Below are 21,001 nucleotides of genomic sequence, written 5' to 3'. Positions count from 1 at the left end.
CCTTCTTTTATAACAAGCCACGGTCGTGCCCATGCTAAATCGCTTCGCACCCCTCGTGCCTCTCGCACTCGTTACCCTGTTGTTTGGCTGCGCCTCTCATGCCCCGGTGTCGCAGCAGCAAGTCGTACAGCAGGCTAAAGTCACCACTACCAACCAGTCTTCCGCGGTCTACCAGGAAGAGCTGGCAACTGAAAAGGAACTGGCAGAATTCGCTGACAGCAAGCCTTACCAGTTGCCAGTTCTGGCTGACAGCATCCTCGAGCGCGGCATGTCCCTGATCGGTACCCGCTACCGTTTCGGTGGTAGCTCCGAAGCCGGCTTCGATTGCAGCGGTTTCATCGGCTACCTGTTCCGCGAAGAGGCTGGCATGAACCTGCCGCGCTCCACTCGCGAGATGATCAACGTCAAGGCGCCGCTGGTCGCGCGCAACAACCTCAAGCCAGGTGACCTGCTGTTCTTCAGTACCAATGGCCGCGGGCGCGTCAGCCATGCCGGTATCTATCTGGGCGACGACCAGTTCATCCACTCCAGCAGCCGTCGCAGTGGCGGTGTGCGGGTCGATAGCCTGGGCGACAGCTACTGGAGCAAGACCTTCATCGAAGCCAAGCGTGCACTCGCCATGGCTCCGACCGTGGTCACCGCACGCAAATAAACGGACTATTTGTAGGGCGAAGTTAAAGTCTTACTTGAAGTTTGACGTGTAGGCGCTAGAATCCTGATCTATTGTTGAAACTAACCGCGTAAGCCCTGCTTACGCGGTTTTGTTTTCAGTACCACGGCAGAGAAAGCCGCATCCCGATCAGGATTGTCCAGCTTATGTCGACCTCGGCCCGTATCGCTCTTGTTGTCCTCGCCGCGCTGCTCAGCGCCTGCGCCAGCCGTACTCCGCCACCTGCGCCCGTGGTGCGAACTCCGGTATTCAGCCCTGCCCAGACCTTTTCACCGGTTGCCGAAGACGTGCTGTTCCGCGCCCTGGGCCTGGTGGGTACGCCTTATCGCTGGGGTGGCAACACTCCGGACTCCGGATTCGATTGCAGTGGCCTGATCGGCTACGTGTATCGCGATGCCGCAGGTATCTCGCTGCCACGCTCGACCCGGGAAATGATCGGCATGCAGGCTCAGGATGTCGGCAAGAATGCCTTGCAGACCGGCGACCTGATCTTCTTCGCCACCAATGGCGGCTCCCAGGTCAGCCATGCCGGTATCTACGTCGGCGAAGGGCGCTTCGTGCATGCCCCGGCCACTGGCGGCACGGTGAAGCTCGACAGCCTGTCCAAGGCCTACTGGCAGAAAGCCTACCTGAGCGCCAAGCGCGTGCTGCAGCCGGAACACCTGGCGCGCAATCCATAATCCTTTCTTGTCGAGGTGTTCGTGACTGCTCGTACGCTCAACCTCGACGACGCCCTTTATCAATACCTGCTGGATGTATCCCTGCGTGACACGCCGTTGCTGCGTCGCCTGCGGGATGAAACCCGGGCCTTGCCCACTGCGCGCTGGCAGGTTGCGCCGGAGCAGGGGCAATTCCTTGCCCTGCTGGTCAAGCTGATCGGTGCTCGCCGGGTACTGGAGGTCGGCACTTTCACTGGCTATAGCGCCTTGTGCATGGCCCAGGCGCTACCTGGGGATGGTTCGCTGGTCTGCTGTGATCTTCCCGGCGACTACAACGCCACTGCCCACCGTTACTGGCAGGAGGCTGGAGTCCAGCAGCTTATCGATCTGCGTCTGGCGCCTGCCCTGGAAACCCTGGCCAGCCTGGAGCGGCAGGGGCAGGGTAATTCCTTCGACCTGATCTTCATCGATGCCGACAAGGCCAATTACCCGGCTTACCTGGAGTTCGCGCTGCGCTTGCTGCGTACCGGTGGCCTGGTCGTGTTCGATAACACCTTGTGGAGCGGGCGGGTGTTGGAGGTGGCTCCTGCCAGCGAGGATACCCGGGCCATCCAGGCGCTCAATCGTGCCCTCAAGGATGACCCGCGTATCGATCTGTCGCTGCTGCCCCTGGGGGATGGCCTGACCCTGTGCCGCAAGCGCTGAACTCAGGGCTTCTTGGCAGCGCTCACGCGCCAGATCTTGTTGCCGACGTCATCGGCGACCAGCAGGGCCCCTTGCTGGTCGATCACCACTCCCACCGGGCGCCCCATGGCGTTTTTGTCGGCATCTAGAAATCCGCTGAGCAGGTCGATCGGCTGTCCTTGGGGCTTGCCGCCGCTGAACGGCACGAAGAGCACTTTGTAGCCACTGTGGGGCTTGCGGTTCCAGGAGCCGTGCTGGCCGATGAACGCGCCTTCGGTGAAGGGCGCGGGCAGCTTGCTGCCAGTGGCGAACGCCAGGCCCAGCGAGGCCGTGTGCGGCCCTACGGCGTAGTCCGGGGCAATTGCCTTGGCCACCAGTGCCGGATCCTGGGGTTTGACCCGTACGTCCACGTGCTGGCCGTAGTAGCTGAAGGGCCAGCCGTAGAAGGCACCATCCTTGACCGATGTGATGTAGTCGGGCACCAGGTCGCTGCCGATCTCGTCCCGTTCGTTCACCGCTGTCCAGAGGGCTCCGCTGACTGGCTCCCAGGCCAGGCCGTTGGGGTTGCGCAGCCCAGTGGCGAACAAGCGATGCTGGCCGCTGGCACGGTCCACTTCCCAGATCGCTGCCCGGCCTTCTTCCTTGTCCAGGCCGTTTTCGCCGACATTGCTGTTCGAGCCGACGGTGACGTACAGCTTGCTGCCATCCTTGCTGGCGATGACATTCTTAGTCCAGTGGTGATTCAGCGTGCCGCCGGGCAGGTCCACTACCTTGGTGGCCCCGGCGCTGATCCTGGTGTCACCGCTCTGGTAGGGAAAGCGCAGCAGTTTGTCGGTATCGGCTACATACAGATCGTTGCCCACCAGGGTCATGCCGAAGGGTGAATTGAGGTTCTCCAGGAAGACGCTGCGAGTCTCCGCCACGCCGTCGTGGTCGGCATCGCGCAACAGGGTGATGCGGTTGGCGCTGGGAACCGTGGCCCCGGCGCGCCCCATCACCTTGCCGGCTACCCAGCCGCGGATGCCCCGGCTGTCGTCCGGTTTGGGTGGAGCGTTGGTTTCCGCCACCAGCACGTCCCCGTTAGGCAGTACATAGAGCCAGCGTGGATGATCGAGATTCTCGGCGAAGGCGCTGACCTGGGTTCCGCTGGCGGCCAGCGGTTTCGCTCCCTCGGGCCAACCGATGGCCGGAGCGATGTTCAGCGTGGGGATCAGGGTGGGGTTGGGTTCCGGCAGCTTGGGGTTCGGGCCGGTGCCGTCCGCAACCTGCAGGCTGGAGGTTTCGCCGCAGGCGGCGAGGCCGGCGGCGATGGCGATGAGCAAGGTATGGCGAGGCTTGAGCATGCTGATATCCCTATGAGTGCGCGAACATTCAATCATAGAGAAGCATGGGCGCCCTGGGGTTCCTTGTGTTTAGCGAGCTTCCTTGAACAATACCGCCACTCCGGGGTGGTAGTGGCCGGCTTCGTTGTGCAGCTTGCGGTAGGCATACGGGAAGTACCAGGCCACGGCGCAGCAGTGTTCCTTCTGCAGGTCGTCGAGCATGTCTTGCAGTTCCTCGGGGGTCGCGCTGTGCTGGGCCTTTTGAGGTGCGACGAACAGGCAGCCAAGCTTCAGGTCGCTGGGGTGGCTGATGGTCTTCGCTGCATTGGCGATATCCTGCAGGGCCTGGGTCAGGGCCAGGTTGTTGACTCGTGGCCAGCGCTGGGTGGCCTGGATGTAGGCACGTTCTTCCTTGGTGGCCAGGTACAGATCGGTACGGGCATTGCGCGCACCTTCTTCGAGCTGCTTCTTGCTGGGGCTGCGTTCCAGGGTCACCATCTCGGCCATCCAGGCCGCGGCCGAGAGCAGTCCCAGGTTGGCCTGCTCGTCGAACCAGTAAGGGGTTTCGTTATCGCCGCGAATCGCGTTGTAGCGGTCAATGCAATCGAACCAGCGCTCCAGCATCGGTCGCAGGAATTCCAGCCTTGGATTGCTGATGATCATGCCTTGCATCGAACTCACCCCTTATTGTTGTGACGGGACGTCATGTCCTGAAAGTGGCTATTTGATATCACTGCTTTCAGTGTGGCACAAGATTGGCGTCAGTTTGTTGATGCAGTGCAGTTTTCCGTTGGGTGCGGCGGGCCGCTTCATTGACGCTCCATTCCCAACCCTCTAACCTTCGCGACTTGTTTCAGGTGCTCTGTGACTCCCGGGTCGACAGAGTGAAACAGGGAAGCCGGTCAGGGCCCGTTCCAGCGATGGAGCCGGCGACGATTCCGGCGCTGCCCCCGCAACGGTAGGTGAGTCAAGATTGCGCAAGTGCCACTGTGTCGAAAGCAGGCATGGGAAGGCGCGCAGTCCGGCAGTGGTGCCGCTCACGAGCCCGGAGACCGGCCTGATTCATCCAACGGCATCACGGAGGGCGATGCCAGGCTTGCGCCGTCCATTTCCATTCCTGCCCCCCGTTCCCCAAGCCCCAACGGAGAGCTGCTCCATGAGTGAATCCCTCGAGCGTGACGAACGTCATCTGGCGCGCATGCTGCGCAAAAAAGCGGTGATCGACGAGCGTATCGCCAACTCGCCCAATGAATGCGGGCTGTTGCTGGTCCTGACCGGCAACGGCAAAGGCAAGAGCAGTTCGGCCTTCGGCATGCTGGCACGGTCCATGGGGCATGGCATGCATTGTGGCGTGGTGCAATTCATCAAGGGCCGCGAAAGCACAGGCGAAGAGCTGTTCTTCCGGCGCTTTCCCGAGCAGGTACGGTTCCATGTGATGGGCGAGGGCTTCACGTGGGAGACCCAGGATCGCCAGCGCGACATCGCCGCCGCCGAGGCCGCCTGGGCGGTTTCCCGGGAGCTGTTGCGCGATCCGCAGATCGGCCTGGTGGTACTCGATGAGCTGAACATTGCCCTCAAGCATGGTTACCTGGACCTGGATCAGGTGCTCAGCGACCTGCAGGCCCGTCCGCCGATGCAGCACGTGGTGGTGACCGGGCGCGGGGCCAAGCCGGAAATGCTCGAACTGGCCGACACCGTCACCGAAATGAGCATGGTCAAGCACGCCTTCCAGGCCGGTATCAAGGCGCAGAAGGGCATCGAGCTGTGAGCGTGAACCCATGAATGATGTTCGTCATTGCCCGGCGGTATTGATCGCCGCTCCGGCATCCGGCCAGGGCAAGACCACCGTGACCGCCGCCCTGGCGCGCCTGCACCGTAACCAGGGGCGCAAGGTGCGGGTGTTCAAGTGCGGTCCGGATTTTCTCGATCCGATGATTCTCGAGCGTGCCAGCGGTGCCCCGGTGTACCAGCTGGACATGTGGATGGTGGGCGAGCAGGAAAGTCGCCGCCTGCTGTGGGAGGCCGCCGGCGAGGCCGACCTGATCCTGATCGAGGGCGTCATGGGATTGTTCGATGGCACGCCATCGAGCGCGGATCTGGCACGGCATTTCGGCGTACCGGTGCTGGGGGTGATCGATGGCACCGCCATGGCCCAGACTTTTGGCGCCCTGGCCCTGGGCCTGGCGCGCTACCAGCCGGACCTGCCGTTCGCCGGCGTGTTGGCCAACCGTGTGGGGACCTTGCGCCATGCGCAACTGCTCGAAGGCAGCCTGACCGAGGGGTTGCGCTGGTATGGAGCCTTGTCCCGGGAAACCTCGATCGAGCTGCCCAGCCGCCATCTGGGCCTGGTCCAGGCCAATGAACTCAATGACCTGGATCTGCGCCTGGATGCCGCTGCCGAGGCCTTGGCCAGCAGTTGCCAGGTGGCGCTGCCGCCGGCGGTGGGGTTTGCCGCGCCGGCTCCGGTGGCCTGCGAGCCGCTGCTGGAGGGCGTGCGGATCGCCGTGGCGCGGGATGAGGCATTCGCCTTCACCTACGGCGCCAGCCTCGACCTGCTGCGAGCGATGGGCGCGCAACTGAGTTTCTTCTCGCCGATCCACGATAGTGAGTTGCCGGCGGCCGACAGCCTGTATTTGCCTGGCGGTTACCCCGAGCTGCACAATCAGGCACTCGCGAGCAATAGTGGCATGCTCGCGGCCATCCGCGCCCATCACGCCGCCGGCAAGCCACTGCTCGCCGAATGCGGCGGGATGCTGTACCTGCTCGATGCCCTGACCGATGTCGAAGGCCAGCGTGCCGAGCTCCTGGGGCTGTTGCCCGGCGAGGCGGTGATGCAGAAGCGCCTGGCGGCCCTGGCCTTGCAGGCAGTGGACCTGCCGGAGGGTAGTCTGCGCGGGCATACCTATCATCATTCCCTGACCAGTACCGAGCTTGCGCCCATCGCCCGGGGGGCGAGTCCCAATGGTGGCCGGGGTGCCGAGGCGGTGTATCGCGACGGGCGCATGACCGCCTCCTATGTGCACTTCTACTTCCCATCCAATCCCGTGGCGGTGGCGGCGTTGTTCGCACCCCGGCCAGGGGTTGCCGAGGGCCTGGCGTGTGACTGAACAGGCGTTTTCCGCGGCCGAGCGCGAGGCGGTCTATCGCGCTATTGCCGAGCGTCGTGACATGCGTCATTTCGCCGGCGGCAGCGTTGCCCCCGAGTTGTTGCAGCGCCTGCTGGAGGCCGCGCACCAGGCCCCCAGCGTTGGCCTGATGCAGCCCTGGCGGTTTATCCGCATCAGTGACCGTGCGCTGCGGGACAACATCCGGCAGCTGGTGGAAGAAGAGCGGGTACGTACCGCCGAGGCGCTGGGGGAGCGTTCCGACGAGTTCATGAAGCTCAAGGTCGAAGGCATCAACGAGTGCGCCGAATTGCTCGTGGCGGCGTTGATGGACGGCCGGGAACGGCATGTCTTCGGTCGCCGGACCCTGCCGGAAATGGACCTCGCATCCCTGTCCTGCGCGATCCAGAACCTCTGGCTGGCGGCGCGCAGCGAAGGGTTGGGCATGGGTTGGGTATCGCTGTTCGAGCCCCAGGCCCTGGCCAATCTCCTGGGCTTGCCCGAAGGTGCCAAGCCCCTGGCCGTGCTGTGCCTGGGGCCGGTCACCGAGTTCTATGCGGCGCCGATGCTCGCGCTGGAGGGCTGGGCCCAGCCCCGGCCATTGAATGAATTGCTGTATGAGAATTACTGGGGAGTGAGTCAATGAGCGTGGCGTTGCTGAGTGTCGCCGGGGTGGCGCTGGATGCGCTGCTGGGCGAGCCCAAGCGCTGGCATCCACTGGTGGCCTTCGGGCGTTTGGCGGATCGCATCGAGCAACGTTTCAACGCCGCCGGGCGGGGTTGGCGCAGTCATGGCGTCACGGCCTGGGTGCTGGCGGTCCTGCCCCTCACCCTGTTGGCCACGGCCTTGTCCTGGTTCCCCTATATCGGCTGGCTGGTGGAAGTCCTGGCGCTGTATTGCGCTTTGGGGCTGCGCAGCCTTGGCGAGCATGTCGAGCCGGTGGCCCAGGCCCTGCGTAGCGATGACCTGGATGAGGCGCGGCGGCGGGTGGGGTTCCTGGTGAGCCGCCAGACCAGCGAGCTGGATGCCCCCGCCGTGGCGCGCGCGGCCACCGAGTCGGTGCTGGAGAACGGCAGCGACGCGGTATTCGCCGCCTTGTTCTGGTTCGCCGTGGCCGGTGCGCCAGGGGTGGTGCTCTATCGTCTGAGCAACACCCTGGATGCGATGTGGGGTTACCGCAACGAGCGCTTCGAGCGTTTCGGCTGGGCTGCCGCGCGGATCGATGATCTGCTCAACTATATTCCGGCGCGCCTGGTGGCCCTGACCTATGCCTTGCTGGGCAAGACCCGGCTGGCCTTCAAATGCTGGTATCGCCAGGGGCCGAACTGGGACAGCCCCAATGCCGGTCCGGTGATGGCCGCCGGTGCTGGAGCCCTCGGGGTAGAGCTGGGCGGCCCGGCAATCTATCACGGTGAACTGCACCAGCGCCCGCAATTGGGCGAGGGGGAAGCGGCCAGCGCCGGGTCCATCGATGGTGGCTGGCAGCTGGTGCAGCGTGGGGTATGGCTGTGGTTGCTGATTCTTTGCCTGGGGGCGCAATTCTATGCTTGAGCACGGTGGGCGTTTGCGCAGGGCGGCCCAGGAACATGGCATCGCCGAAGAGGACTGGCTGGACCTGTCCAGCGGCCTGGCCCCCTGGCCTTTCGCGTTGCCGCAGATTCCGCTGCGTGCCTGGGCCCGCCTGCCGGAAACCGACGACGGCCTGGAGCAGGCGGCCTGTGCCTATTACGGCGCCAATGAAGTACTGCCGGTGGCCGGTTCCCAGGCGGCGATCCAACTGCTGCCGCGTTTGCGTCGCACCGGCAAGGTCGGGGTGCTGTCGCCCTGTTATGCCGAGCACGCCGAAGCCTGGCGTCGCAGTGGCTATCGGGTACGCGAGGTGCTGGAGCAGGAAGTCGACCTCTTTCTCGACAGTCTCGATGTGCTGGTGGTGGTCAATCCCAACAATCCCACAGGCCTGAGCCTCGGCCCCGAGCGCCTGCTGGAGTGGCACGCACGCCTGGTCCAGCGCGGTGGCTGGCTGGTGGTGGACGAAGCCTTCATGGACAACACGCCTGAGCTGAGCCTGGCCAGCCATGCCCACCAGGTGGGGTTGATCGTCCTGCGTTCGTTCGGCAAGTTCTTCGGCCTGGCCGGGGTGCGCCTGGGATTCGTCCTGGCCGAGCATCGGCTGTTGCGGCTGTTGGCCGAGCAGGTAGGGCCCTGGGCTGTCAGTGGCCCGACCCGGGTCCTGGGGCAGGCTTGCCTGCGGGATGTCGCCGGCCATGCCCGCCAGCGCCAGCGCAGCGAGGCCGCCAGCCAGCAGTTGGTGGAGGTGCTGCAGCGTTACGGCTTCAAGCCCCAGGGCGGTTGCGCGTTGTTCCAATGGCTGATCACCGACGAGGCTGAGCGGCTCTATCACTTCATGGCCCGGCGCGGCATTCTCCTGCGCCTGTTCGCCCACAACAGCAGCCTGCGTTTCGGCCTGCCTGCCGACGAGGCCGAGTGCGCTCGCCTGGAGCAGGCCTTGCTGGCTTATCGCAAGGACTACCCATGACCACGCTGATGGTGCAGGGCACCACATCGGACGCGGGCAAGAGCACGCTGGTGACCGCGCTGTGCCGCTGGCTGTTGCGCCAGGGGATCAGCGTGGTGCCGTTCAAGCCGCAGAACATGGCGCTCAACAGCGCGGTGACCGCCGATGGCGGCGAGATCGGCCGCGCCCAGGCGGTCCAGGCCCAGGCCGCCAACCTCGCGCCCCATACCGACATGAACCCGGTGCTGCTCAAGCCCAACAGCGATACGGGCTCCCAAGTGATCATCCATGGCCGTGCGGTGACCACCATGAATGCCGTGGCCTATCACGACTACAAGGCTATTGCCATGCAAGCGGTGCTGGCCTCCCACCAGCGCCTGCGCCAGGCGTACCGGGTGGTGATGGTCGAGGGCGCCGGCTCCCCGGCCGAGATCAACCTGCGGGCCGGCGACATCGCCAACATGGGGTTTGCCGAGGCGGTGGATTGTCCGGTGCTGCTGATCGCCGACATCAATCGTGGCGGGGTGTTCGCCCACCTGGTGGGCACCCTGGAGCTGCTTTCACCCAGCGAGCAGGCGCGGGTCAAGGGCTTCATCATCAACCGCTTTCGCGGCGACATCGCCCTGCTGCAACCGGGCCTGGATTGGCTGGAGCAGCGCACCGGCAAGCCGGTACTCGGGGTGTTGCCCTATGTCATGGACCTGCACCTGGAGGCCGAGGACGGCATCGACCAGCGCCAGGCCGGCAAGGTCGAGCAGCTGCTCAAGGTGGTGGTGCCGGTGCTGCCGCGCATCAGCAACCATACGGACTTCGATCCGCTGCGCCTGCATCCCCAGGTAGACCTGCAATTCATCGGACCCGGGCAGGCGATACCCGCCGCCGACCTGATCATTCTCCCCGGCTCGAAAAGCGTGCGCGGCGATCTCGCCTACCTGCGCGCCAATGGCTGGGAGCAGGCCATCGCCCGGCACCTGCGCTACGGCGGCAAGCTCCTGGGTATCTGCGGCGGCCTGCAGATGCTCGGCGAGCAATTGCACGATCCACTGGGGCTGGAAGGTGCCGCAGGCTCCAGCCCGGGCCTTGGCCTGTTGGCTTTCGAAACCGTGCTGGAGGCGCAAAAGCAGCTGCGTAACGTCAGTGGACGCCTGACCCTGGAAGACGCTGCGGTCAGCGGCTACGAGATCCATGCCGGAGTCAGTCGTGGTCCTGCCCTGGAACAGGCGGCAGTGCGCCTGGACGATGGTCGCAGCGACGGCGCCCGCAGTGCCGACGGGCAGATCCTCGCCACCTACCTGCACGGCCTGTTCGAGACGCCAGCGGCCTGCGGCGCGCTGTTGCGCTGGGCCGGCCTGGAGGATGTCCAGCAGGTGGATTACCAGGCCTTGCGCGAGCGCGATATCGAACGCCTGGCGGACCTGGTGGAGCGCCACCTGGATACCGCCGCATTGCGTAGGCTTTGTGGCCTGTAGGCACGCAGCCGTGTGCGGTTTTCTTTTCAGAGGTGCCCAAGCATGTTGCAACTGATCCTCGGTGGTGCCCGCTCCGGCAAAAGCCGCCTGGCCGAGAAACTGGCCAACGACAGTGCGCTGGAAGTGACCTATATCGCCACCAGCCAACCGTTGGACGGCGAGATGAACCAGCGTATCGCCCATCATCGCGAACGCCGTCCGGCGCACTGGGGCCTGGTCGAAGAGCCCCTGGAGCTGGCCCGGGTACTGCGCCAGGCGGCCAGTCCGGGGCGCTGCCTGTTGGTGGACTGCCTGACCCTGTGGCTGACCAACCTGCTGATGCTCGAAGACCAGCAGCGCCTTTCTGCCGAGCGCGAGGCCTTGCTGCAATGCGTGGCGGAGCTGCCGGGAGACATTATCTTTGTCAGCAACGAGACCGGAATGGGTGTCGTGCCGCTGGGCGAATTGACTCGCCGCTATGTGGATGAAGCCGGTTGGCTGCATCAAGCCCTGGCCGAGCGCTGTCAGCGAGTGGTGCTGACGGTGGCTGGCCTGCCCCTGACTTTGAAAGGACCCGCGTTATGAGCAATTCCTGGTGGCAGAACCCGTGCAAGTCCATTGATAGCCAAGTGGTGGAGCAGGCCCTGGCCCGGCAGCAGCAGCTGACCAAACCGGCCGGCTCGCTGGGCCGGCTGGAACCGCTGGCCGTGCGCCTGGCGGGCTTGCAGGGCCGGCTCAAGCCCGCCATCGAGCAGCTGTGGATCACCATCTTCGCCGGTGATCACGGGGTGGTGGCCGAAGGTGTATCGGCCTATCCGCAGGAAGTGACCGGCCAGATGCTGCTGAACTTCGTCAATGGTGGCGCCGCGATCAGCGTGCTGGCCCGCCAGTTGGCGGCGCAGCTGGAAGTGGTGGACCTGGGCACTGTGACGCCGAACCTGGAGCTGCCTGGAGTGCGCCACCTGAACCTGGGACTGGGCACGGCGAACTTCCTCCAGGGCCCGGCCATGACCCGGGCCCAGCTCGAGCAGGCGCTGAAGGCCGGTCGTGATAGTGCGCTACGTGCCCGTGGGCAGGGCGCCCAGTTGTTCATCGGTGGGGAAATGGGGATCGGCAATACCACGGCCGCCAGCGCCATCGCCTGCGCCTTGCTGGACATTCCGGTAACGCAGCTGGCCGGGCCAGGTACCGGGCTGAACGCCGCGGGCGTCAGCCACAAGGCCCAGGTCATCGAACGAGCCCTTGCCTTGCATCAGGGGGCACGCGGTGATGCCTGGCAAGCGCTGCAAGACCTTGGCGGTTTCGAGATCGCGGCCTTGGCCGGCGCCTACCTGGCCTGTGCCCAGGAGGGCATCGCGGTGCTGGTGGACGGCTTCATTTGCAGCGTCGCGGCACTGGTGGCGGTGCGCTTGAGTCCAGGCTGCCGCCCCTGGTTGCTGTTCGCCCACCAGGGCGCCGAACCTGGGCACCGGCATGTGCTGCAAGTGCTCGAGGCCGATCCGCTGCTGGACCTGGGCCTGCGCCTTGGAGAAGGCAGTGGTGCGGCGCTGGCGGTGCCCTTGCTGCGCCTGGCCTGCGACCTGCACGGGCAGATGGCGACTTTCGCCGAAGCGGCCGTGGCGGATCGTCCGGCATGACCTTGCGCCTGGACCTTCTGCGCCACGGTGAGACCGAGTCTGGTGGCGGCTTGCGTGGCAGCCTGGACGACGCCTTGACCGAGCGGGGCTGGCAGCAGATGCATGCCGGGGTTGAGGGGCGCGGCCCCTGGGACCTGGTGGTCAGCTCGCCGTTGCAGCGTTGCGCAAGTTTTGCCGAGCAACTGACGGCGCGCCTGCAGCTGCCGCTGGTGCTGGAGCCGGGTCTCAAGGAGCTGCACTTCGGTGACTGGGAAGGGCGGAGCACGGTAGCCCTGATGCAAACCGACGCCGAGGGCCTGGGGCGTTTCTGGTCCGACCCCTATGGTTTTACCCCGCCTGGAGGCGAGCCGGTAGAGCGCTTTTCACAACGGGTGCTGGCAGCGATCGACAGCCTGTACCAGGCCCATGCCGGGCGGCGGGTGCTGCTGATCAGCCATGGCGGTGTGATGCGCTTGTTGTTGGCCAGGGCCCGCGGGCTGCCCCGTGAACAGTTGCTGAGTGTCGAAGTGGGCCATGGTGCCTGGTTCGGCCTGACAGTGGCTGCGGGACGGATGAGCGAGGAGGGCTGAGATGCTGCCGTTCTGGATTGCCTTGCAATTCCTCAGCAGCTTGCCGATCCGCCTGCCGGGCATGCCGCAGCCCGAGCAACTGGGGCGCTCGTTGTTGTTCTATCCGCTGGTGGGGTTGCTGTTCGGTGTCTTGCTGTGGGCACTGAATGCCTTGCTCAGTGGCGCTGCGCCGCTGCTGCACGCAGCCTTGTTGCTGGCTGCCTGGGTCTTGCTCAGCGGCGGACTGCACCTGGATGGCCTGGCCGATAGCGCCGACGCCTGGCTGGGCGGCTTCGGTGATCGCGAGCGCACCCTGAGCATCATGAAGGATCCGCGCAGCGGGCCGATTGCCGTGGTTACCCTGGTCCTGGTCCTGCTGCTCAAGTTCGCGGCGCTGGTGGCCCTGATCGAGCAGCAACAAGCTGTGGCTCTGCTACTGGCGCCGTTGATCGGACGCGCGGCCTTGCTTGGCCTGTTCCTCAGCACGCCCTATGTGCGTGCCGGCGGACTGGGCCAGGCCCTGGCCGATCATTTGCCACGCCTGGCGGGCAGGCAAGTGCTGGCCCTGAGTGTCCTGGGTTGCCTGTTGCTGGGGGGATACCACGGCTTGTTGGCGCTGTTGCTGGCCCTCGTGGTGTTCTGCTGGTTGCGCCAATTGATGCTGCAGCGCTTGGGCGGTACCACCGGGGATACCGCCGGCGCCTTGCTGGAGTTGCTGGAGACCGCGGTACTGCTGGCCCTGGCGCTATCCTGAGGCGAGCGCCGAGCAGCATTTTTATTGAAAACAGTTGTCCTGGAAATTTCGCGGGTATATACACGCACTATGCTTCCCTCCCAATGTTTGTGCACCAACCTGCGTCGCGCCGCGCGTGGCGTCAGCAGGTTCTACGACGGCGCCCTCGATGGCTTCGGGATCAACGTCGCCCAGTATTCCTTGCTGAACAACCTGCTGCGCCTCGAGCAGCCGAGTATCTCCAGCCTGGCCGAGGCCATGGGCCTGGATCGCAGCACCCTGGGGCGTAACGTGCGGGTATTGGAGGCCTCGGGCCTGGTGCGCCTGATCGAGGGTGACGATCAGCGCAATCGCCTGGTGCAACTGACCGAGGCGGGGCATGAATGCCTGGCTGCGGCCTTGCCGGCTTGGGAAGCGGCCCAGCAGCGACTGATCGATCGCCTGGGTGTGGAAAAGCGTGAAACCCTGCTGGCCTTGCTGAACGAACTGGCCTGAGGCCGGTTCGTTCGAACACAAGCGGGTATATACCCGTAGACGGAGAGTAAAAATGACAGCGATGTGGCGTACCAGCAGTTGGGTACTTCTTGGCAGCGCGTTGATCCTGGCCTTGTCGCTGGGGATCAGGCATGGCTTCGGCCTGTTCCTGCCGCCCATGAGTGCGCAGTTCGGTTGGGGGCGCGAGGTCTTCGCCTTCGCCATTGCCTTGCAGAACCTGATCTGGGGCCTGGCCCAGCCATTCACCGGGGCACTGGCCGATCGCTTCGGTGCGGCGAAGGTAGTACTTATCGGCGGCGTGCTGTACGCCGTGGGCCTGGCGTGCATGGGATTGGCGGACTCGCCCTTGTCGCTGTCCCTGAGCGCCGGGCTGCTGATCGGTATTGGCCTGTCCGGTACTTCGTTCTCGGTGATCCTGGGTGTGGTTGGCCGCGCGCTGCCGCCTGAGAAGCGCAGCATGGGCATGGGCCTGGCCAGCGCTGCCGGCTCCTTCGGCCAGTTCGCCATGCTGCCGGGCACCCTGGGCCTGATCGGCTGGCTGGGCTGGTCGGCGGCGCTGCTGGTGCTGGGTGTGCTGGTGGCGCTGATCGTGCCGCTGGTGAGCATGCTCAAGGACAAACCGCTGCCCGCCCATGGGCATGAGCAGAGCCTGATGGAGGCATTGCGCGAGGCTTGTTCCCACTCAGGGTTCTGGTTGCTGGCCTTCGGCTTTTTCGTCTGTGGTTTCCAGGTGGTGTTCATCGGTGTGCATTTGCCGGCCTACCTGGTGGACCAGCATTTGCCGGCTACCGTGGGCACCACGGTGCTGGCGCTGATCGGCCTGTTCAATATCTTCGGGACCTACACCGCTGGCTGGCTGGGTGGGCGCCTCTCCAAGCCGCGTTTGCTCACGGGCCTGTACCTGCTGCGAGCGGTGGTGATCATGCTGTTTTTGTGGGTGCCGGTGTCCCAGGCCAGCGCCTACCTGTTCGGCATGGCCATGGGGTTTCTCTGGCTGTCCACGGTGCCTTTGACCAACGGTACGGTGGCGACCCTGTTCGGGGTGCGAAACCTGTCGATGCTTGGCGGGATCGTGTTCCTGTTCCACCAGCTGGGTTCGTTCTTAGGTGGTTGGCTGGGCGGCGTGGTGTACGACCGGACCGGCAGCTACGACCTGATCTGGCAGGTGGCGATCCTCCTCAGCTTGCTGGCTGCGGCGCTCAACTGGCCGGTGCGTGAGCGCCCGGTGGCGCGCCTGCAGGCCAGCGCCGCATGAAGGTACGCATTGGTTGGTGGGTCGGCCTGGGCTTGGTCGCCTTGTCATTGCTGCTGGCCTGGTGGGGCTGGCAGCGCAGTGGAATGGCGCTGATGCAATTGGGCATGGGCGCTTGCTAGGCGCCGACAGGGGCGAGTAACGTCGAGGCCTGACGACTTTTCAAGGACACCTGACATGGCTATGCGCTGGTTTGCCGTTCCAGTTTTGCTCGCGGCCTTTGCCGGCTCCACCTGGGCCGCCGATTGTCCGGCATTGTTGCAGGGCTCGCTGCCCAAGTTGCGCGCCAAGGAATCCATCGATCTGTGCCAGCGGTTCGCTGGCAAGCCGCTGGTGGTGGTCAACACGGCGAGCTTTTGCGGGTTCGCCCCTCAGTTCAAGGGGCTCGAGGCCTTGTACCAGCGCTACAAGGACCAGGGATTGGAGGTAGTGGGAGTGCCGTCCAACGACTTCAAGCAAGAGTCCAAGGACGGCGCCGAAACCGCCAAGGTCTGCTATGTCAATTACGGCGTGACCTTCACCATGACCGAGCCACAGAAGGTCAAGGGCGCGGATGCGGTGCACCTGTTCAAGGTGCTGGCGCAGCAGAGCAGCGCGCCGAAGTGGAATTTCTACAAGTACGTGGTGGATCGCCAGGGCAAGGTAGTCGCCAATTTCTCCAGCCTGACCAAGCCGGATGACCCTGAGTTGCTCGAGGCGGTGGAGAAGGCGCTGGCGTCGGGGTCTTGATTGGCAATCATTGACATGAAAAACCCCGCAGACGCGGGGTTTTTCATGAAGCGGTGAGAGCTGCCTACAGTGTGTTAGAACTTGTAGGTCGCGCCCAGGCCGTAGCCCCATGCGCTGTTCTGATAGGTAGCGCTATAAGGGGTGCCTTTGCCGGTGCGGTTGACCTTGACGTCTTCTTCTTTCAGGTAGGACACCGCCACGTCGAAGGTCAGGTCTTCAGTTGGGCTGTACCCGGCACCGAAGCTGATGGCCTTACGATCGCCTGTTGGAATGCGTACGGAGCGATCGGTGTTGTTGGTTGGCGCTTGGTCAACCGAGAGGCCGCTGCGCAGTACCCATTCTTTGTTGACCTTGTAGGAGACTCCGATGGCCGAGGCCCAGGTGTCGTGCCAGTTCTGTGGCTCGACACTGGTGCCGATTGGGCCAGCGGAGCCGCCTAGGAGGGCTGGTACGCCGTCGTTGTTGACGGTGATGTCTTTCAGGCGGCTCCAGCGAGTCCAGGTGCTGCCTGCGTAAACGGTCCACTGATCATCCAGCTTCTGGGTAATCGAGAAGTCGACGATTTCCGGAGTGGTGACGTCCAGGGAGGCTTTGTAGCGGTTACCGTTGTATGGACCGAAGCCGATGCCGGAGATGTTGGTATGGCCCTCAAGCTTATACTTGACTTTGGAGTGGTAGGTCAGACCGAGTCGGGTTGCTTCGGTTGGTTGGACGATGATGCCGACGTTGTAACCGATGGCAGTATCGTCGCCCTTGACGTTCACTCTCCCGTCGTTTCTTCCGAAGGTTGGAGCGTATGGCACTGCCGAAGTCAGTTGGCCAGTGATGCGGTTGATCGTTGGGCCGAAACCGATGGACACCATGTCGTTGAAGGCATAGCTGATGGTCGGTTGCAGGGTGATGACCTTGACTTCGCTTTTCTTGCCGTAATAACGGCTGGCAGAGCTACTTTCATAATTGGTAATCAGGCCGAATGGCGCATAGGCGCCGAGACCAAAGGCCCAGCCCTCACCCAGTTGCTTGACAATGAAACCCATTGGAACGCTGGTGAAAGGGACCATGTCTCCATCGCTGGAGCCCCCGGGTGCGCCACCTTTTACGTTCTTGAGATTGGTTTTGGCATCGATTGCTGCCACGCCCACGGTTACCTGGTCGCGCTTGAGCAGCGACATACCGGCAGGGTTACCGTAGAGGGTGCTAGCATCTTCAGCGGCAGACGAACGACCGGCAAAACCGGTACCCATGCCACTGATACTTTGTTCGTTAAGGGCGAAGCCGCTTGCGAAGATCTGGCTGGACGCCACCGCAACGGCGAGGCCAATGGTGGATTTGAGCATTACTTTTTTCATTATTAGAACTCCTGATGATCACCGAGGCGAAAACTACCAACATTTCTGCCCCGGCGCTATAGGCTGCAATAGTTGATTTAGAGCGGTTTTGTAGGACAATCCGACCAAAATCAGGCTTTTTCTCTGATCTTGTAAAAGTCGTCGTCAGCAGGCCACCTGGCTCAGTGGTGAAACACAGGTTTGCCAGGCATAGGTGAAGTCTCTTAAGCGTCCTTGTGGTTGAAAGGTCTTCCTCCAGATACGGGCCATGCCGAGCAAGTCGTCGGCAGCGGGTAGCGCGGTGTGCTGTTCTTCCACCAGCAACCAGGCGATCGCCGTGGCGTAGCGCAGGTTGACGGTCAGTTCCAGGTGCGGTCCGCTGAGAAACGCATGTTGGCTGGCCAATCCGCGAACCAGACTAGCTCGTTCCGGGTCCAGCGCCAGGTAATGGTCCCAGAGGGCCCGGTGACGTGGTTCGGTGATGCGGTACAGCCCATGGCCACGGCGATCGTGCAGCGCCGAACCCAGCTCCGACTGGCTGGCAGCGATGCCCAATAACAAGGCTTCAGCGGTTTTGCTATGGCTACCCAGGTACATCAGCGTTGGGCGTATCACATAGCGGCACAACTCGCTGGCGGCGATACCCATAAAGCCCTCGAGGATTGAAAATGGCCGGCGAAACCTGAAGGCGCTTGGCAGCTAATGAAAGATCAGGTTTGCCGGAAGCGGTTCAGGCCGCTTGAGTTGAAGTTTAGTGTCATATCTGTGCTGTAAAGGCCTGTTTTTAAAATATTTTCGTTCTCTTGTTATAAACCTTATATCGATTGGTGCTTTGATCGCTCGAGGCCGCCGATAAATCACAAGCCATAAAAAAGCCCCGCATAGTAGCGGGGCTTCGGGCTTTTCGGCGGTTGCCGGATCAGGCCACCAGGGCCTGGCGCGTGCGCTCGATCACGGCCTGCAGCGGCTCGGCGCTGGAGTACTGGTCGGGATACAAGCGTTCGCTGTGACGGGCGATTCCATGTTCATTGACCAGGGTGAAGCTGAAACCGTTTTTGCGGGTTGCCATGATCAGGCAGTTCAGTGGTGCAAAAGCGTTGGTCAGGGTACGAATGGCATTCTGAGTCTGGATTTGAGTAGACATAATTATTGTTCCTACAAATGACACGGATAAGAGCCGTGCAACGTTAAAACGTTCCAGTAACGCTGGCCGCCAAGGGCCGGGCGAAGAACCTGTCTGGAACAAAGCAGCCAGTTTGCAGCGCTTTGATTACAGTTGCGCTAAGGCTGGCAGGTAGGTACTTAGGAGGTCAGGCAGCACAACAAGGGCAGAGGTTCTGGGCCCAGGGTGAAGATCCTGATCAATTTGCAGGTTGGTTCGGTCAGAGTAAGGAGCTCACTCGCGGCCTGGAGAATTTTCCAAGGACGCTGCAGTGGTGAGTGTTACCTGGAAACCAGCGAGATGGTCGGTCCTGGATGTTGGCGTGCTGCTCGTTTCGAGGTGCTGCCGACGGGACTTGTTCGACCAGAATTGACTTTCAGCTTGGTACTAACGGCGCGCATTGTATTGAGTTGAAGAGCGGAACGCAAGTGTGCTAGGTGAATTTTTATCGAGAGTCGGGAAACCGGCGGTGTAACCCCCAGGTTGGGGCGTGTGCGAAAAGAGTGCGTTGCCAGCGTCAATTTCAGCACGGTTGTGCACACTTATCGCGCAGCCTGTCACCCGCTTGTCACCTTGCCTGAAGTTAGCCCCCTAGCCTGTCTCGAGAATTTAAGTCAATGAAAAACATCGCTTTTTTTTGCTGGTGAAAAAATCGTCAGTTTGACTGGAAGGCCCGTCTCATGGGGCTTTGCGAGGGTTGAAGAGGGGTTGTCCACTGAGTTATCCACAGCTTCTGTGGATTGTCCCAAGCGCTTGCTCTAGGACGGGCGTGCTGGGTCTTTTGGGCTTTACCCGGGCGAAAAAAGGAGTAGAGTGGCGCGCCTTCCGATCTGCCCCCACAGTGCTTTATGAAGTTTCGCTCAGTATCACCCTCTGTTACCGCAACCTCTGAAAGTGTTACCGAACCCAAGCGTTTCTCCCTGCGGGTTGCCCTGTGGTTGCTGGACAATCCGCGTCTTGGACATAGCTCCAGCGTCAAGCACTTTGCCGGACGCCTGCTCAAGCAGCCGGCCCGCCAAGGCGTAGTCGCCGCGCAGAGCCGGCTGGGTCAGTTGATGTGCCGCGAATGCGGTAATGCCCGTGACCGCCGTATCGGTCATGACCTGCTGCGCCAGGCGGCTCGCGCCGGCGACCGTAGCGCCCAGCAAGAGCTGGGTCGGATCGAAGACTGAGCTGTCCAACCCCTGGCGGCTTGGTTAACCTTCATTTCTTTTCTGGATGTCAGGACTCGCTATGGCTATGGACTTGACCAGCATCTTGCTTGGCCTGGCGGCTGCGGTACCACTGCTGGCATTGGCCTGGCAACTGCAGCGGCGTGCCAGTTCCAGCCAAGCCGACCTGGCCCTGCTGGAAGAACGCCTGGCCACTGCCCAGATGGCCCAGGAAGGGTTGATGGCGCAACTGGATGCCAGTCGCGATGAAGTCAGCGATCTGAGCCAGGCCAACGCCCTCAAGCAGGCGGACCTGGCGGCCCTGGGACGCGAGGTGGAGCTGTTGCAGATCGAGCGTGACAACGCCCGTGATGCGGCCCACGCCTGGAGCCTGGAGCGCTCTGCCAAGGAACACGAATTGCGCCGGCTGGATGCCCAGGCGGCATCGCTGGCCGCTGAGCTGCGCGAGCAGCAGGACAGCCATCAACAACGTCTCACGGATCTGCAGGGTTCGCGCGACGAACTGCGCGCCCAGTTCGCCGAGCTGGCGGGCAAGATCTTCGATGAGCGTGAACAGCGCTTCGCCGAAACCAGCCAACAGCGCCTGGGGCAGTTGCTGGATCCGCTGAAGGATCGTATCCAGGCCTTCGAGAAGCGCGTGGAGGAGAGTTATCAGTCCGAGGCCCGCGAGCGGTTTTCCCTGGCCAAGGAGCTGGAGCGCCTGCAGCAGTTGAACCTGCGCTTGAGCGATGAGGCCACCAACCTGACCCGTGCCCTCAAGGGCCAGAAAACCCAGGGCAACTGGGGTGAGCTGATCCTCGAGCGGGTGCTGGAGCATGCCGGCCTGGAAAAGGGCCGCGAATACCAGACCCAGGTCAGCCTCAAGGGCCCGGATGGCGAGCGATTCCAGCCCGATGTGCTGATCATGCTGCCCGGCGACAAGCAGGTGGTGGTGGATTCCAAGGTCAGCCTCACGGCCTATCAACAGTATGTGGGCTGTGACGACCCACAGGTCGCCCAGGCCGCCCTGAAGCAGCACGTGCTGTCCCTGCGCAATCACGTCAAGGGCTTGGCCGGCAAGGACTACAAGCGCCTGGAAGGCTTGCACAGCCTGGATTTCGTGCTGTTGTTCGTACCGGTCGAAGGCGCTTTTTCCGCGGCATTGCAGGCCGAGCCCAATCTGTTCCAGGAAGCCTTCGACCGGCAAATCGTGATCGTCAGCCCGACCACCTTGCTCGCTACCTTGCGGGTGATCGACAGCCTGTGGAAACAGGAGCGCCAGAGTCAGAACGCGCGGGAAATCGCCGAGCGGGCGGGCTGGCTGTACGACAAGTTCGTGCTGTTCATCCAGGACCTGGATGAGGTCGGCAATCGTTTGCAGCAGTTGGACAAGGCCTACGCGGCGGCACGCAACAAGCTGACCGAGGGCCGCGGCAACCTGATCAGCCGCAGCGAGCAGCTCAAGCTGCTCGGCGCGCGTGCCAGCAAGAGCTTGCCGGCGGACCTGCTGGAGCGGGCCATGACCGATGCCGATGGCCGCGAGCTGGAACTGCCGGACTGAGTC

24 protein-coding genes and 1 riboswitch are annotated in these 21,001 nt (G+C 63.2%); of the genes, 19 read left to right on the top strand and 5 right to left on the bottom strand.

Going from position 1 to position 21,001, the window contains the following annotated elements; genetic code table 11:
• Nucleotides 1-31 precede the first annotated feature (31 nt).
• The 3 genes from CAG11_RS14500 to CAG11_RS14490 all read left to right on the top strand — a co-directional run bounded on the left by CAG11_RS14500 (nucleotide 32) and on the right by CAG11_RS14490 (nucleotide 2,034).
• The gene (locus CAG11_RS14500) at nucleotides 32-652 is read left to right on the top strand and encodes a C40 family peptidase (protein ID WP_031320311.1); all 621 of its coding nucleotides are present in this window, start codon (nucleotides 32-34) and stop codon (nucleotides 650-652) included.
• Nucleotides 653-816: 164 nt separating this feature from the next.
• A complete protein-coding gene (locus CAG11_RS14495; protein WP_085596852.1) occupies nucleotides 817-1,350 on the top strand; it encodes a C40 family peptidase in 534 nt (177 codons plus the stop codon).
• 21 nt (nucleotides 1,351-1,371) lie between these two features.
• Nucleotides 1,372-2,034: a class I SAM-dependent methyltransferase gene (locus tag CAG11_RS14490; RefSeq protein ID WP_085596890.1), complete on the top strand. Its 663-nt coding sequence runs from the start codon at nucleotides 1,372-1,374 to the stop codon at nucleotides 2,032-2,034.
• Between the two features lie 2 nt (nucleotides 2,035-2,036).
• On the opposite strand, the gene CAG11_RS14485 is transcribed toward CAG11_RS14490, so the two are convergent.
• Entirely contained in the window at nucleotides 2,037-3,356 is a 1,320-nt protein-coding gene (locus CAG11_RS14485; protein ID WP_053133360.1) for a sorbosone dehydrogenase family protein, read from the bottom strand.
• Nucleotides 3,357-3,425: 69 nt separating this feature from the next.
• The gene (locus CAG11_RS14480; RefSeq protein WP_085596851.1) at nucleotides 3,426-4,007 is read right to left on the bottom strand and encodes a hypothetical protein; all 582 of its coding nucleotides are present in this window, start codon (nucleotides 4,005-4,007) and stop codon (nucleotides 3,426-3,428) included.
• Between the two features lie 166 nt (nucleotides 4,008-4,173).
• Nucleotides 4,174-4,411, top strand: a riboswitch (cobalamin riboswitch).
• A gap of 80 nt (nucleotides 4,412-4,491) precedes the next feature.
• Here CAG11_RS14480 and cobO point away from each other — a divergent pair.
• The 14 genes from cobO to CAG11_RS14415 all read left to right on the top strand — a co-directional run bounded on the left by cobO (nucleotide 4,492) and on the right by CAG11_RS14415 (nucleotide 15,796).
• Complete coding sequence (cobO, locus tag CAG11_RS14475) at nucleotides 4,492-5,103, top strand: cob(I)yrinic acid a,c-diamide adenosyltransferase (protein ID WP_085596850.1); 612 nt, start codon at nucleotides 4,492-4,494, stop codon at nucleotides 5,101-5,103.
• A 10-nt stretch (nucleotides 5,104-5,113) separates the two neighbouring features.
• Entirely contained in the window at nucleotides 5,114-6,442 is a 1,329-nt protein-coding gene (locus tag CAG11_RS14470) for a cobyrinate a,c-diamide synthase (protein WP_085596849.1), read from the top strand.
• The gene (gene bluB, locus CAG11_RS14465; RefSeq protein WP_022640222.1) at nucleotides 6,435-7,085 is read left to right on the top strand and encodes a 5,6-dimethylbenzimidazole synthase; all 651 of its coding nucleotides are present in this window, start codon (nucleotides 6,435-6,437) and stop codon (nucleotides 7,083-7,085) included. The genes CAG11_RS14470 and bluB overlap by 8 nt, the downstream gene beginning before the upstream one ends.
• Nucleotides 7,082-7,990, top strand: a complete 909-nt coding sequence (cbiB, locus tag CAG11_RS14460) for an adenosylcobinamide-phosphate synthase CbiB (RefSeq protein WP_085596848.1) — start codon at nucleotides 7,082-7,084, stop codon at nucleotides 7,988-7,990. The genes bluB and cbiB overlap by 4 nt, the downstream gene beginning before the upstream one ends.
• Nucleotides 7,983-8,975, top strand: a complete 993-nt coding sequence (gene cobD, locus CAG11_RS14455; RefSeq protein ID WP_085596847.1) for a threonine-phosphate decarboxylase CobD — start codon at nucleotides 7,983-7,985, stop codon at nucleotides 8,973-8,975. The genes cbiB and cobD overlap by 8 nt, the downstream gene beginning before the upstream one ends.
• Nucleotides 8,972-10,423 (top strand): cobyric acid synthase, encoded by a 1,452-nt coding sequence (locus CAG11_RS14450; protein ID WP_085596846.1) that lies wholly within the window; start codon nucleotides 8,972-8,974, stop codon nucleotides 10,421-10,423. Before cobD ends, CAG11_RS14450 begins: the two co-directional genes overlap by 4 nt.
• A gap of 42 nt (nucleotides 10,424-10,465) precedes the next feature.
• Nucleotides 10,466-10,987, top strand: coding sequence for a bifunctional adenosylcobinamide kinase/adenosylcobinamide-phosphate guanylyltransferase (cobU, locus tag CAG11_RS14445; RefSeq protein ID WP_022640220.1), 522 nt, complete (start codon nucleotides 10,466-10,468; stop codon nucleotides 10,985-10,987).
• The gene (gene cobT / locus CAG11_RS14440) at nucleotides 10,984-12,039 is read left to right on the top strand and encodes a nicotinate-nucleotide--dimethylbenzimidazole phosphoribosyltransferase (RefSeq protein WP_085596845.1); all 1,056 of its coding nucleotides are present in this window, start codon (nucleotides 10,984-10,986) and stop codon (nucleotides 12,037-12,039) included. The genes cobU and cobT overlap by 4 nt, the downstream gene beginning before the upstream one ends.
• Nucleotides 12,036-12,608, top strand: a complete 573-nt coding sequence (gene cobC, locus CAG11_RS14435; RefSeq protein WP_085596844.1) for an alpha-ribazole phosphatase family protein — start codon at nucleotides 12,036-12,038, stop codon at nucleotides 12,606-12,608. Before cobT ends, cobC begins: the two co-directional genes overlap by 4 nt.
• 1 nt (nucleotide 12,609) lies before the next feature.
• Nucleotides 12,610-13,341 carry an adenosylcobinamide-GDP ribazoletransferase gene (locus CAG11_RS14430; protein WP_085596843.1) on the top strand — a complete coding sequence of 244 codons (732 nt, stop codon included), beginning with the start codon at nucleotides 12,610-12,612 and terminating at the stop codon, nucleotides 13,339-13,341.
• A gap of 69 nt (nucleotides 13,342-13,410) precedes the next feature.
• The gene (locus CAG11_RS14425) at nucleotides 13,411-13,815 is read left to right on the top strand and encodes a MarR family winged helix-turn-helix transcriptional regulator (protein ID WP_022640214.1); all 405 of its coding nucleotides are present in this window, start codon (nucleotides 13,411-13,413) and stop codon (nucleotides 13,813-13,815) included.
• A 52-nt stretch (nucleotides 13,816-13,867) separates the two neighbouring features.
• The gene (locus tag CAG11_RS14420; RefSeq protein ID WP_085596842.1) at nucleotides 13,868-15,070 is read left to right on the top strand and encodes an MFS transporter; all 1,203 of its coding nucleotides are present in this window, start codon (nucleotides 13,868-13,870) and stop codon (nucleotides 15,068-15,070) included.
• Complete coding sequence (locus tag CAG11_RS34065; RefSeq protein WP_256578573.1) at nucleotides 15,067-15,189, top strand: hypothetical protein; 123 nt, start codon at nucleotides 15,067-15,069, stop codon at nucleotides 15,187-15,189. The genes CAG11_RS14420 and CAG11_RS34065 overlap by 4 nt, the downstream gene beginning before the upstream one ends.
• A 55-nt stretch (nucleotides 15,190-15,244) precedes the next feature.
• The gene (locus CAG11_RS14415; RefSeq protein WP_022640211.1) at nucleotides 15,245-15,796 is read left to right on the top strand and encodes a glutathione peroxidase; all 552 of its coding nucleotides are present in this window, start codon (nucleotides 15,245-15,247) and stop codon (nucleotides 15,794-15,796) included.
• A 74-nt stretch (nucleotides 15,797-15,870) separates the two neighbouring features.
• Here the strand turns inward: CAG11_RS14415 and CAG11_RS14410 are convergent, their stop codons facing one another.
• The 3 genes from CAG11_RS14410 to CAG11_RS14400 all read right to left on the bottom strand — a co-directional run bounded on the left by CAG11_RS14410 (nucleotide 15,871) and on the right by CAG11_RS14400 (nucleotide 18,268).
• Nucleotides 15,871-17,145 carry an OmpP1/FadL family transporter gene (locus CAG11_RS14410; RefSeq protein ID WP_085596841.1) on the bottom strand — a complete coding sequence of 425 codons (1,275 nt, stop codon included), beginning with the start codon at nucleotides 17,143-17,145 and terminating at the stop codon, nucleotides 15,871-15,873.
• Between the two features lie 144 nt (nucleotides 17,146-17,289).
• Nucleotides 17,290-17,772 carry a hypothetical protein gene (locus CAG11_RS14405; RefSeq protein WP_053133326.1) on the bottom strand — a complete coding sequence of 161 codons (483 nt, stop codon included), beginning with the start codon at nucleotides 17,770-17,772 and terminating at the stop codon, nucleotides 17,290-17,292.
• 271 nt (nucleotides 17,773-18,043) lie between these two features.
• Nucleotides 18,044-18,268 carry a hypothetical protein gene (locus CAG11_RS14400; RefSeq protein ID WP_022640209.1) on the bottom strand — a complete coding sequence of 75 codons (225 nt, stop codon included), beginning with the start codon at nucleotides 18,266-18,268 and terminating at the stop codon, nucleotides 18,044-18,046.
• 866 nt (nucleotides 18,269-19,134) lie between these two features.
• Here CAG11_RS14400 and CAG11_RS14395 point away from each other — a divergent pair.
• A complete protein-coding gene (locus CAG11_RS14395; protein WP_083456928.1) occupies nucleotides 19,135-19,458 on the top strand; it encodes a sel1 repeat family protein in 324 nt (107 codons plus the stop codon).
• Between the two features lie 172 nt (nucleotides 19,459-19,630).
• Nucleotides 19,631-20,998 carry a DNA recombination protein RmuC gene (gene rmuC / locus CAG11_RS14390; protein ID WP_177409124.1) on the top strand — a complete coding sequence of 456 codons (1,368 nt, stop codon included), beginning with the start codon at nucleotides 19,631-19,633 and terminating at the stop codon, nucleotides 20,996-20,998.
• Nucleotides 20,999-21,001 lie beyond the last annotated feature (3 nt).

It is taken from the genome of Pseudomonas sp. B6(2017), assembly GCF_002112765.1.
Lineage (GTDB): Bacteria > Pseudomonadota > Gammaproteobacteria > Pseudomonadales > Pseudomonadaceae > Aquipseudomonas > Aquipseudomonas piscis.
This window is presented reverse-complemented; position numbering and strand designations above follow the sequence as displayed.